This is a genomic window from Photobacterium kishitanii, assembly GCF_003026355.1.
Taxonomy (GTDB): Bacteria; Pseudomonadota; Gammaproteobacteria; order Enterobacterales; family Vibrionaceae; genus Photobacterium; species Photobacterium kishitanii.
In genome coordinates this window covers 293493-307012 of sequence record NZ_PYON01000002.1, presented here as the reverse complement: position 1 = coordinate 307012, position 13520 = coordinate 293493, and the positions used below count along the sequence as shown (strand labels likewise).

At 37.2% G+C, this 13520-nt stretch carries 9 protein-coding genes; 2 read left to right on the top strand and 7 right to left on the bottom strand.

What is annotated here, in order from left to right:
* Positions 1-178: 178 nt before the first annotated feature.
* Complete coding sequence (locus tag C0W29_RS03545) at positions 179-4240, top strand: GEVED domain-containing protein (protein ID WP_052671643.1); 4062 nt, start codon at positions 179-181, stop codon at positions 4238-4240.
* Positions 4241-4377: 137 nt separating this feature from the next.
* Here C0W29_RS03545 and C0W29_RS03540 read toward each other — a convergent pair whose 3' ends face one another.
* Together C0W29_RS03540 and C0W29_RS03535 are read right to left on the bottom strand one after the other, a co-directional pair.
* Positions 4378-5025: a helix-turn-helix transcriptional regulator gene (locus C0W29_RS03540; protein WP_045042128.1), complete on the bottom strand. Its 648-nt coding sequence runs from the start codon at positions 5023-5025 to the stop codon at positions 4378-4380.
* Positions 5026-5351: 326 nt separating this feature from the next.
* A complete protein-coding gene (locus tag C0W29_RS03535) occupies positions 5352-5552 on the bottom strand; it encodes a hypothetical protein (RefSeq protein WP_036792228.1) in 201 nt (66 codons plus the stop codon).
* A 624-nt stretch (positions 5553-6176) separates the two neighbouring features.
* On the opposite strand from C0W29_RS03535, the gene pdxY reads away from it, so the two are divergent.
* Entirely contained in the window at positions 6177-7031 is an 855-nt protein-coding gene (gene pdxY, locus C0W29_RS03530; protein WP_045045050.1) for a pyridoxal kinase PdxY, read from the top strand.
* A gap of 72 nt (positions 7032-7103) precedes the next feature.
* On the opposite strand, the gene C0W29_RS03525 is transcribed toward pdxY, so the two are convergent.
* From C0W29_RS03525 to C0W29_RS03505, 5 genes are all read right to left on the bottom strand, one after another.
* Positions 7104-7883 (bottom strand): ABC transporter permease, encoded by a 780-nt coding sequence (locus tag C0W29_RS03525; protein WP_045045051.1) that lies wholly within the window; start codon positions 7881-7883, stop codon positions 7104-7106.
* 4 nt (positions 7884-7887) lie between these two features.
* On the bottom strand, positions 7888-8547 hold the full coding sequence (locus C0W29_RS03520) for an ABC transporter ATP-binding protein (protein WP_235868992.1): 660 nt from the start codon (positions 8545-8547) through the stop codon (positions 7888-7890).
* 191 nt (positions 8548-8738) lie between these two features.
* Positions 8739-8948, bottom strand: a complete 210-nt coding sequence (gene cspE, locus C0W29_RS03515) for a transcription antiterminator/RNA stability regulator CspE (protein ID WP_036792221.1) — start codon at positions 8946-8948, stop codon at positions 8739-8741.
* 485 nt (positions 8949-9433) lie between these two features.
* On the bottom strand, positions 9434-11422 hold the full coding sequence (locus C0W29_RS03510) for a bifunctional metallophosphatase/5'-nucleotidase (protein WP_045042130.1): 1989 nt from the start codon (positions 11420-11422) through the stop codon (positions 9434-9436).
* 256 nt (positions 11423-11678) lie between these two features.
* Positions 11679-13520 (bottom strand): hybrid-cluster NAD(P)-dependent oxidoreductase, encoded by a 1842-nt coding sequence (locus C0W29_RS03505; protein WP_107174114.1) that lies wholly within the window; start codon positions 13518-13520, stop codon positions 11679-11681.

Below are 13520 nucleotides of genomic sequence, written 5' to 3'. Positions count from 1 at the left end.
TTAAAGCTAATAATAAAAAAAACATTATCAAAATGTTTTTTTTTACTATTAATGAAATTAAAACCTCAAAAAAAAACACTTTATCAAAAAAAAGAATATGAAATTTTAAAATACTGATAATTTTATTAAATATATTATTTCAAGAATACTTATCACCCAATTAGATAAGGTCTTATCAATGTTAAATATGATATTAAAAAAACTAAAACCAATGGTCATTATTTTTTTGGGGCTAATATTTATTATTCCGCCAACGACGATCTATGCCGCTGAAGGTGTCGGTTTAGTTTATCAAAGCACCTTACTTGATATTGGTGGTAATGGCGGTGGTGAGTTTGGCGAGCGAGTATGTCCACCAGGACAATTAATGACAGGCTTTGATTTTTATAATCAAAATACAGGTGGTAATTTAGATGGCACCGCATTGCGAGGACAATGCTCACAAGTCAGTGTTATCAGTAATACGGCAACGCTGACCGCAGCGGGAACGACACCTTGGGGAGGCCCGACGTCAGGCACATTATATTCTGGGGACTGTCCTGCCAATCAAGCAGTTGTTGGTGTTGATGCCGATACAACCACATGGCCGGTTATGGGTTGGTTTCGCCTCTATTGTGCCCCTGTTACATTTAACTCAGGCACTAACCGATTACAAATTGGTGCGGCTCCTGCTGCACCATCTACCGGAAAAATAGGACCAAATCGTAATTATCCCGGTACTTATTATAATCGTATTGTTGCGCCAGCAGGACAAGCTATTGCAGGGTTTAATGGTCGCTCAGGTGCGGCATTAGATAAAGTACGATTTAGAGCGTATTCCTTTGTACAAGCCAGTATTACTTTAAATGCCACCATACAAAATGGCTCGGCTTTACCTGCTGATTTTAACCTTATTGCCACAGATTCAAATGCCATCGCTGTTAATTTCACCTCTGGTGATACCAAGCCAATGACGCCAAGCGCCTACAGTTTCACATGGACAGGACCCGCAGATTATGAACTAGCTTCTTTTTCATGTGTAAACCCTTTAACTGTAACTAATGGCAATAATTATAATTGTACCTATGTGTTTCGTTTAATTGCTATTGATTACGGTGATGCTCCAGATAATGGATTAAATACAAGTAATGCTAACTACAACACAACTAAATCGGATAATGGTGCTCGCCATCATCAATATAATTTTGATAATGATAACCAAGTTGATATTACCTTAGGCACACATTGGGACGCTGATGACGGTACCTTACAAAATAGTTCAGCGACTAAAGATGACGCTACAGATAGCCCTAATGATGAAGATGGCGTAAGTTATAATGCCAATATGAAACCAGGAGATAATGAAACATTAAATATTTTGACCACGCTTGATACTGGTTCAAATTTAACGACCATGCATCTATACGCATGGATCGATTGGAATCGAGATGGCGATTGGAATGATGCTAATGAACAAATTATAAATTCAACCACAACAACTCCGAACACAACGGTTGCACATGCCTTTACCGTGCTCTCCACGGCCAGTTTAGGCTATACCTATCTACGCGTGCGCGTTTGTTCTAGCACTGCATGTAATAGCCCTGTCGGGGAAGTATTTGATGGGGAAGTTGAAGATTATCGTATCTTTATCTCTGATCTCAACTTAGATAACACTTGTGACAAACTCTATGTCACAGAATCGGTCGATAACGGTAATAACTTCACCTACTCATCAGTTGAACCAGATCAACCATTCACTTTTATGTTCGACCCAATAAAAAGTAACGTAAATTATCGATTAATGAATGGGTTAGCTTTTGATCGCATAACAGGAAAAATGTATTCCACCTATGTTGATAACGGCTATATTGCCCTTATTGTAACAGATACCAGCGGAACAAGTTTTATTCCATTGGGTCACATTTATGCTGATAACAACTACAGCATAAATTCTACCGATAATGACGGTCCCGTCGCGATCAATAAAGGCGATCGATTACCTGAAAATATCGGTGGCGAGTTCACGGCTAATATGGGAACCATTTCACGTGATGGACAAACCTATTATATCGCAATGAATCGCTGGGATAGTTTGATCAGTATTGATTTAAATGAGATGACCTACAGCGTAAAAAAACTTCCAAATACGATTATAGGTACTAACCCTGACGGCATACGAATAGGGTCTGACTGGGCTGTATCAGAAACTGATGGACTTATATATGCAGTTGATTTAACAGGTAATGGTTTCATTAATGCAGGCTCAATTGCTGCTGCAAAAACAAATCCAACAACACCGATGCTATATCGCTATGATCCTAACTCAAATATCGTAACCACTATTAACTTAAACTTTAACGGTGCTAAAGCGCCTAATATTTGGACAGGAGCTGTAGCAACGGATGATTTAAATTATTTTTATGCCTTTACCATTGGTGGCGATCACGATACCAATAGCAATGGCAATTATGATTTATTTAATAAAGTCGGTATGTATCGCATTAATATGCTGACAGGAGATGCAACCTTTGTGATCCCAAGTACTTATACAAAAGTAGAATTTCACGATGCAGCAGGATGTATTTCAAGTATTGATAAAGGCGATGCGCCTAGCAGTTACGGGCAGGTAGGACACCGTAATAACGATGTTGATGTATCAGGTACGCCTGATCTAATTTTAGGAACCAAATGGGATCCTGATTTATATTACTTCTACAGTCCGGATGCCACTGGTGATAATACTACTGGTGAGGATGATGAAGAAGGCGTGACAATGCCTAATAGTATTATTGTTGCAACGCCGACTACCATTCCAATTGCAATATCAGGTGGTAGTGGTTATCTGAATGTTTTTGTCGACCTTAATCATGACGGTAACTTTAATGGTATAGGAGAAAATGTACTAACCGATCAAAATGTTAATACAACCACAACCAGTATTTCTGTGCTTTTAAATGCCGCCTATACCAATGGCTATAACGGTGATACCTTTATTCGATTCCGGTTATGTGATACTCCAAACACTTGCACCAGCCCAACAGGTACAGTCGATAATGGTGAAGTCGAAGATTATATGTTTAATCTCATTAACCAAATTGTATTAAACGGCAAGGTGTTTGAAGATAATGGTAAAGGCATTGCAACTGCCCATGATGGCAAACAAGAAAGTGAAGAACAAGGTTTAGCTAATTTTATTGTAAAAGCAATCTATGATGATGTAGCCATAACAAACTATGCTAACGGCCAAGAAATTCTACAAACAACCACAACAGGTAACGGACACTATCAATTTATTATTCCCGTTGAGTTAGCTAATAAACAAATTAAGATTCAAGTTATTCCGCAAGCAACATGGGTTGACATATCAGAATCGGATGTCACTGATCCTGCATTAGGTTTAGTCGGCAAAGTCATTAATAGTTCAATCAGTGATAGTTTCATGCTCGTAACAGCAGCGGCGGGCGATATTTTAGAAAATATTAATTTTGGTAAAGTCAGTATAGCTACATTAGATCCTGATAATTACATCGAAGGTGAACCCGGTTTACCTATCTTTTTAAGTCATAAATTTAAAATTAATACCAGCGGTACAGTCAGCTTTAATATTAATAATGTCACCACTACGCCATCAGGATACCCATGGAACCATATACTGTACTCTGATAATAATTGTGATGGTAAATTAGACCCAACCGATGGCTTAATAAATAGTCCAATAACAGTAAGTGCTAATAACCTAACTGAAGTATGCGTGATTATAAAAGTTATCATACCGAAAAATGTCCCCTTGCACAGTGAATACAAATACCAACTTAATGCTATTATGGATTTCAGTAACACAGCACTCACGACAACCGTTAGTGATACCGATACAATTAAAGTCAGTTTTGGTAATTCGGGTACATTAGATATTGAAAAAACAGTAAAAAACATCACTCAAGCAGATACTGAAAGTCGCAGTAATCAAGCTCGACCGGGAGATATATTAGAGTATAAAATTTATTTTATAAATAATGGCTTAGGCAATATTAGTACCATCAATATCTTTGATGCTGTGCCAGAACATACTTTATTATCGAATCAGATTAGTTGTAACTCACCAGCAACTCAAACACCAACCAGTATTACGTCGTGCAATATTCTGACAGTCGATGGAAGTAACACCAATGGCTATAGTGGCGCAATAAAGTGGATATTAAATGGTGTGTTAGCACCTGCCGAAAAAGGGTATGTCACTTATCGCGTAACAATACAATAATGTCGATATAATGAATATTACATAATAAAACAATGCCAATTCGATGCTTTAATTTTAAGCTGAAACGATAATTTATTGATTGAATTGGCATGCATATATTAATCATGAGTCCTATATATTAGAACTCATACACTAAATCAGTGGGCGCGTATTTCTCGTAAATAACGATAAATAGTATGGATTGAAATATCTAATCCTTTTGCCGCTATTTGAGCACTATCTTTAAGATCAAAAATACCTAACTCGTGTAACCGCGTCACAATTTCTCGGCTTTTCTTTGATGGCGGTATCGAACTATCTGTTGTGACCTGCTCACGAACATTTTCAATTGAACTATGCATCATTTCATCATTATTACGTGCAAATGTTTCTGCTGTAACACCATGATCACAATGAGCGCCAATGGTTGGCATTAAACTATGGATCATCGACTGAAATGGTGCGTCAAGATTAAAATTAACACAAAGTAAACCTATCGCTTGCTGCTGCTTATTACGAATCACAGTGGTTAATGAACGTAAAGTTTTACCATCTGGAGATTTAGTAATATAAGCTTTAGAAACATCCTGTCCTTCATTTAACTTTACTAACGCAATATTTGTGATTGGTGCTCCCACCTCACGCCCCGTAATATGTCCATTAGCAATCTTCATAATTGACGGATTACGTGAATCTAAACAATGCAGTAATACTTCAGTATGCTCTCCCCACATTGCAGCAATACCATCAACAATGTTTTCCATTGCGTGAAGAATATCATAATCACTATCTGTCAACTCATGCATTTTCTCTACCTTTTCTAAGCAAAACCACTCAATGAGTAGTTTTATTATCTTATCAAGATTTAAGCAGACATAATATCAATGATTGCAGTATCAGTATTATTTATATCAACTATTGGTCATTAATATGTAAAACAACAATATCAATATTATGAAAATTAATAATTAATTAGTCGCTTAAACTGGCATCATTATCACAGCTAGGCCACTTAATTAATTGGCTATATAAATTAATATAACAGATATAAAAAATCCCGACCAAAGCCGGGATTTTTTATTTAATCATGGTTAAACATTAGTATTTACTAACATTTAGCTCATTAATTAAATTAGATAAAACGAATTTTAACTGCTTTAAGTTTATTGCTTGAATCATCTAACGTAAATTCAACCATACTACCAGATGAAGGCTGTGAACGACTGCAAACTTGAGATGCATCGAAACGAATATCGCCACCAAGATCGCTAGTAATTAAACCAATTTTTTCAACTGGGTTGAAGCTACGAATAATACCTGTTTGTGAAGTCATAGTTTATATTTCCTTTACGCCCAAATATTGCTTTCTTATCAGCATATATATTTGAGGCTATCAATTTGAGTTTAAATAGTTTTATACCAAACAGTTAATTAACCGTGGCATAGAGCTTTACTCATTGACCTACTACTTCTTAACTATAAGATCACCCTTCTTATAGCTTGGCACTGCTACTACGTTTGCAACATAAACGAATAACAATGATTAGAAATGACATTGTGGTTTTGGTTCAACACACATTAGGTCCGAGTAACAGACGAATCGAACATTAACGCCTATTTTTGATGCTGTAAATATTTTTTTTATAAAAACAGATGAAAAATTGTGGATAACCACTGAACAAAACAATAACCATATGTTTATTAAAGAAAAAAATTAAAGTATAAAAATCAATAAAAACACATTAATCGTTCAAAAAACAGACAAAATAACCAATAAAACATATTTCAATTACATTACTTATTCTATTTATTTAGCAGTGAAAAGAAATTGTACTTATTGTCGAACAATAAATAGTCTGCATTTTTGCAAGGAATAATTACGATATAAAATGACTAGGTTTCTGATATCAGCACATGTAAAGTATACCTATAGATACGATGGTTATAAGGAACCTCGATGAAAGGCATTCTATCAATACAGTCACATGTTGTTTACGGTCACGCTGGTAATAGTTCTGCAGTATTCCCTCTTCAGCGTATGGGATTTGAAGTATGGCCACTACATACCGTACAATTTTCTAACCATACTCAATATAAACAAGGTTGGACAGGTAAAGCATTTCCAGCAACAGACTTAATTGATCTTGTCAAAGGCATCAACAACATTGATCAGCTTAAAAACTGTGAAGCAGTCCTTACCGGATATCAAGGTAGTGCTGATCAATGTTTAGCCATTATTGATACGGTTAAAATGGTAAAACAACAAAATCCTAATGCAATTTACATTTGTGATCCTGTAATGGGTGATCCTGAAAAAGGTTGTATCGTAGCTGACGGTATTTCTGAATACCTTATTAATGATGTAATGCCACTGGCTGATGTGATTGTCCCTAACCAGTTTGAACTCAGTCAGTTTGTAGGTATGACCATCAATACATTAGATGATGCAGTCAAAGCGTGTCAGCATGCGCTAACACTTGGCCCCAAAATGGTGTTAGTGAAACATCTTCACAGTTTATCAAAAGATAAGTTCTCGATGATGCTAGCGACCAAAGATGGTTGTTATTTAGCACAGCGTCCACATCTAGCCTTTGATAATCAACCTGTGGGTGTGGGTGATCTTATTTCATCGTTATTTACTGGTGGTTTATTAAAAAGTTGGTCAGCACAACAAGCCTTTGAACATGCTCATAATGCATGTTACGCAATATTGAAAGAAACCCACCGCCGCGGTGAATGGGAATTACAAACAATTGCAGCTCAAGATGAAATCATAACACCAACTGAAATTTTTCCGATTACAGAAATTTAATAATAGTGCTTACCAGGCAGATAATTAAAAAGCAGCAATTAGCTGCTTTTTATTTTTATAACGCATTTAAAATTACAAAACGTTACCGTAGGCATCAAATGAACGTCGGTTAACGATGGTTAATGTCGTTGCGACAGAAAGCACGCCTGAGACAAATATTGCGACCATAATGACTAATTGATATTTCACCGCAACCAATGGCATCGCTCCCCCTAAAATTTGTCCAGTCATCATACCTGGTAAGCTAACAATCCCTAATGTAGCCATTGAAGCTAATTGTGGCGCGAGAGCAGCTTTAAAAGCAGTACGAATAAACGGTTGAGCTGGGTTTGGTGCTCCCATCGCTAAATAGTATTGATACTCATGATGATTTTCTTTAAGTAAACCTCCCCAACGTGACAATGCCAATACATTTGCAGTTAAGCTATTGCCTAATAACATTCCCGCAATTGGGATCATATATTGTGCTTGCCACCATGGTGATACCTGAATAACACCCGCTAAAACAGCGGGTAGTGCCACTAACAATGCAATAAATTGCCCGCAAATAACGGCAGGCAGTACCCGTTTTAAGTTAACTTCAGACCGCTTACAAATGGTATAACTGGCAAAAAGAGCCATAACAGTTAGCCAAACAACGTTAAGACTAATACTTTGCCAACCAAATAATGTGTGTAAGTAAATACCAACAACAGATAATTGTAATGTCATTCGCAACACTGAAGTGATCATCGTACGGCTCAAACCGAGCTGCCAGCGCTGGAATAATACTAATGGAATCAGTAAGAACAAATAAAATCCGGCCATAGCTGACCAATGTAGGTCGATTGTATGAGTGATAGTGGCTGTCATTAGTCTATTCCTGTTCCATATCCATGTGGTAAACCTGATCCGCCGTCGCAAGCCATACTGGATCATGAGATACCGAAATACAGATAATTTTCAATGAATTGATTAACTCAATAATATTATTACGGGCAGCTGGATCTAACGCTGATGTTGGTTCATCCATCAACCATATCGAACGCTGCATAAGTATTGCTCGCGCAATCGCCAAGCGCTGTTTTTCTCCACCAGATAATATGGTGACTTCTTTATCGAGCGTAATATTCAACCCTGCTTGCAGTAATGCTTGCTGACAATATTGCTGCGATGGATGGGAAGATTGCATCGCTTTAAGATGCCATGGTAATAACAATACCTCCAACACCGTTTCAGCCCCCATTACTGCTTGTTGAGGTAAATAGCATATTTGCTGACGCCAAAACGACAATGACCCTGCATCAATCTGCTGCTGTTGATAATTAAAATGTCCTCTCCGTGGCGATTTCAATCCTGCGATCACTTGTAAGAGACTACTTTTCCCACATCCAGATGCACCAGATAACGCAAGATGCTGCCCAGGTAATAGATCGGCACTTAAAGGCGCTAACTGAGGATGCTCAAAACCCGAACGTAATTCAAAAAAATGTAAACAAGAAAATGCGGCGGTAGTATTTGAAGGTGAGTTCATCATGAAGAATTACACAGAGATAACGAATAACGATAAGTGTATAAAAACCAGAGAATTACTCAAATGGTTTAATTTAATACTCGTTATTAATCTGATCAATAAAGCGTGGGAAGTTAATAATAAAAGTATAAAATTTAAATAAAAAAATACCGACATAATGTCGGTATTTTAGAAACTTTTAACGAAAAAGCGAATTAAGCAGCTTCAACGTTTGCAGCTTGAGGACCTTTCTGGCCTTGTTCTACGTCAAAAGAAACCTTTTGACCTTCAGCTAAAGTTTTGAAACCTTCGCCAGTGATAGCACGGAAGTGAACGAATACGTCAGCGCCGCCATTGTCTTGAGTGATGAAACCGAAACCTTTCTCTTCGTTAAACCACTTAACGATACCAGTTGATTTAGACATGAATGTCTCCAATATTTTATTAAATAATTCGCAAAATTGCGTAATGTAGCCAGAAAAAGAATTATTTATGTTATAGCTTATGAGTGGAAAGCTTCATGACACTGGTAAAGCGTTACAGAGAAAGTTTTCTAAAACATAATGTTACATATAAATAGGTCTGAATTACAGGCCGAGGTCTATACTAATGAAATTCGTCCGATTGTATAGCATTATTTTTAATTTTTAACGGTCTAAAAACAAAAATTTTTTTTATTACTTATCATTCAAGATATTACATTACATAAAACCATCTCAATATCTATTTACATCTAAATCAACACACTGAAATTGCTGATTTTTCTATCAACTTATACCGTATATATCACCAATATAGCGGTTACAAAAAAGATGAATAGATTTTTATTTTTGAGCTTTGACCTTAAAATAATCGCAAAAAAAGGGCAACATGCTGAAGCACATTACCCATTATATAGATTAAATAAATATTATTTTGTTGTTATACGATCAAGAGTCACTACTGAATATGTCAATGGTACTAATTGATGACGAGCCTGTGCTACGTAATCAATAAAAGCTTGAGCATCAGTATTACATACCGTATTAGCGGCTTTACAATTTGGCGTTGCGCCTTGATAGATTACTTGATATTTGTCGCCTACTTTCTCTATATTCTTAACTTTGAATCCAGTTAGTTTGCCATCAATATAAGCAAGATCTACACGCCCAGAATGGTTCTTCTGTGCTTGATATAATGGCGTCCAGCCATCATTTCCCGTTGCGTTATAATTATTAATAGCAACATTGTAAGTTTTGTTATCTTGAATTGGTGTCCATACTGGATGTTGCTCAGTACCAGTCATTACCTCAACCTTACCAAGTTTACCTGCTTTATGTGGTACTGTTTCAGTAAAGCTATAACGAATATGACCGCCATACGGGAACTTACCTGCATGAGAACCTTCAGGAAGAGTAGCAACAACTGTTTGTTCTAATAGTTGTTTAATCACTGAGCCTTTAACTGGAACAACAGACATAAAATTAGAAAATGGTAATAGCTCTAAGGATACATTACCTTCACGGTATTGCCCTGCTTCGATATTAGTACGAATACCACCGGCACCGATCAAAGAGAAATCCACTTTCATTCCAGTGACTTTTTGTACCTGAGGTTCATTTGCCCAATAATATTGCCCCTCAGCAATCAATGGAGCAACATCTGAGCCATGTTTATCACTACCACGATCACCTGGACGACGTTCATGTTTAATTTCTAACGGTACTTGGGCAATCGTCTTTCCGTACGCTTTATCAACGGCTGGTTTATATTTGCTATCAATACGCTGACGCAATAAAACGTCTTCATCGACTATAGTGATTTTCTCATGATTATCGATAAATTGTTCTACTCGTGTAGTTTCTACCGGACTAAATTTATCTTTTTTGCTTCGATCTGCATGATGATAAAATTCATCATTACTTAGCAATGTATTATGCCCCGCACATTCGATCACATCGCCTTTAGCATCAAAACTTACATTTACTCGACCAATCGCTTGTGCATACTCTCCCGCTTGAACAATACAAGTTTCAGATTTACCGTCGGGATTCTTCACCATCTGAGCATATATACCATTATTATTTAACCCTAAATCAGTAAAGTCGCCTAATAATGTATGTGAATGACCACCAACAATTAAATCAATACCATTCACTTTCGATGCAACATCTAAATCAACTGCATTACCGATATGTGTTAATGCAATAATATTATCGATCCCTTTACTTTGTAGCATATCGACCGTAGCTTGAGCCGTTTTCACCATGTCATTAAATTTAACATCGCCAGTATTAGGCGCAATATTTGGCATATTATCGAGTGCTAGACCAAATACAGCGACGATGTTTCTATCTTTCGGTAAATGATTAATATCTTTGACGATAGTTTTCTTATTACCATCAAAAGCAAACACTTGGTAAGGGCGTAAATTGGTTTGATTTTTCAGATCTGCATCTTGGCTAGCATCGATATTTGCAGCTAATACAGGGAAATTAATACTACTAATAAAAGCATTGAGTTTTTTATTATTTAGATCAAATTCATGGTTACCCAATGCCATTGCATCTAAGCCCATTTTGCTTAGCATATCAGCATTCATAGCACCATGATTTAGCTTAAAGTACGCACTACCTTGCCATGCATCGCCACCATGTAGAAACAGTAGACTTTGATTCTCTTTCTTCGCGTCTTCTTTATATTCTTTCGCCATAGTTTGTAGGCGAGGATAGCCACCAAATTCGTTATAGACACGCGTACCATCAGCTTTAAAGCTTGACTTCACTGGGTCAAAATTAGAATGGGTATCATTAATATGAGCGACAGTCAGTGAGAAAGGTTGGTGCTGAACGGCTGGTGTTGTTGTACACCCAGAAAGAGCTAAAGCGATAGATAATGCGATAAGTGGCTTATTGAACATACGAGATCCTTACTTTATTGTAATCGTTTGCGTCGCAAGCATACTCCACATTAAATACCTTTTCAGCAGCAAGTATCAAAATATTCTTCTTTTAAATGACTTTTTTATTGTGAATTTATACAAAAACGGCCTCTTGAATAAGAAGCCGTTTAAATCAACTCGTTTATTACGACAGTTTGCCGTTATATTCACCAGTCAATATTTTTCAAACTCAACAAAGACAATAATATCCGCGCTCTTTTTATAGAGAAAAAGCTTACTTTGTGATTTCAAGATCTGTTTTAGGGATACAGCAACAGGCTAATATTTTACCTTGCTGTCTTTCTTGTAGTAATAACCCAGGAACATCAGGCTGCTCAACTTGCCCTGAGGCTAATGTCACTTTACACACACCACAAAAACCAGCTCTACAACTGTAATTAAGGCCAATACCCGCAATTTCCGCTTGCTCTAACAACGTTTTCTGATTGTCACCACTAAATATATGCCCATTAATATTAAGATTTAATGTTTGTTTAGGCGCTAATGTGCCACGTAAAGGACCAAAAGCTTCTTGATGATAACGCGCTGGGGATACGCCCATTTTTAACAATAGTTTTTTAGCGGCAACCATAAATGCATCGGGTCCACATACAAACACTTGTCGTTTATCTAAATCACTGATCATCGCTAAGTGACTAATACTTAATCGCCCAGATTCCCCCTCCCAATCGCGTCTTGGTTGACTAAGAACAATGCGTAAATCAAGTGATGGATGCATATTTTCAAGTTGATGTAATTCTTGCAGAGAAGGAATATCAGCTTCTGTACGACATTGATGATAAAACACAACATCACGAATATTATCGTGATCAGATAAATACCTCAGCATCGATAGCATCGGCGTGATACCACTCCCCGCTGACAGTAATAATAATTTATCGGTATGAATACCTAAATGAAAATCACCATCTGGTTTGTCAGCGACAAGTACATCCCCAACTTGGAAATGTTGATGTAGCCAATTAGAGACTCGTCCATCATCAATCCTCTTTACAGAAACAGCATAGCGTCCAGGTCGAGAAGGACTAGATGATAAGGTATAACGTCGTGAAATAAATTCACCATTAATTTCAAGTTGCAACGGTAAATGTTGCCCCGGCAAATAAGGCGGTAAAGGTAGCTGCTGATGCGACTCAAACCAAAAGGTTGTAAAATCAGCGGCAATATCCTCACGCTCTACGCAGGTAAGTAATAATTTCGTTTCAATATTATCAGCGTAAATTTCTTTTGGCTTTGTTGCTAGTATTTCAATCTCATCCCCTGCACAAATAATACCTTCATTAAGAGCAACTAAGTTTTGTCCAAAAAACACTTCCCCCATCGCATCTGCGCGAAAGGTAGCCATCGTTTTTAAAGGTTCTTTAAGGGGACTAAAATATCCAGTAAGTGGATCAACCGTCGTAAGAATACAGCGTGCACACGGTTTGACAGCTTCAAATTCTACCTCACCAATACGGATCCGTTTCCAACCATCTTCGGCAAATGGTTCAGTATTAGATACGACTAAATTAGTTCGAAATTGTGCCATTGTATGTCGCTCACTACTACGTTCATTTAACGCTGATAATGATGCCTCACTAATAACCAACAGCGGATAGCCATCAGCAAAACTGACATTATGACCAATTTTAGGTCGAACCCGATTTGATTGTTGACCACAAAAAAGTAACTGTACCGAATGACTAATAATCTCGCTGAACCATTGGTTAGCTAATGCCGTCGTTGTGTATGCAGAAAAATTATCATTCCATACTGTCGCTGCAGCATCCTCCATCGCAAAATCAGCATACTGTAAGACTAAATCGGCTTTATTAGGGTATTGCAGTACTAACCCTGTCATCGTCAGGGTTGCGGTAATTTTAACCATTTGCGGATATTTACGAGCGGTTATCATTATCCCATCGTCACTGGCCACCATAAAACGACGGTCAAAGGCTAACCCTTGCTTTTCAACCCAAGCTTGAGATTGGGTTAACGCAGCTATCGATTTTACTGGATAAACATGTATTTGTGATAATGTCGGTACTATTGAAGGTTGACTCACGGTGATCTCCAT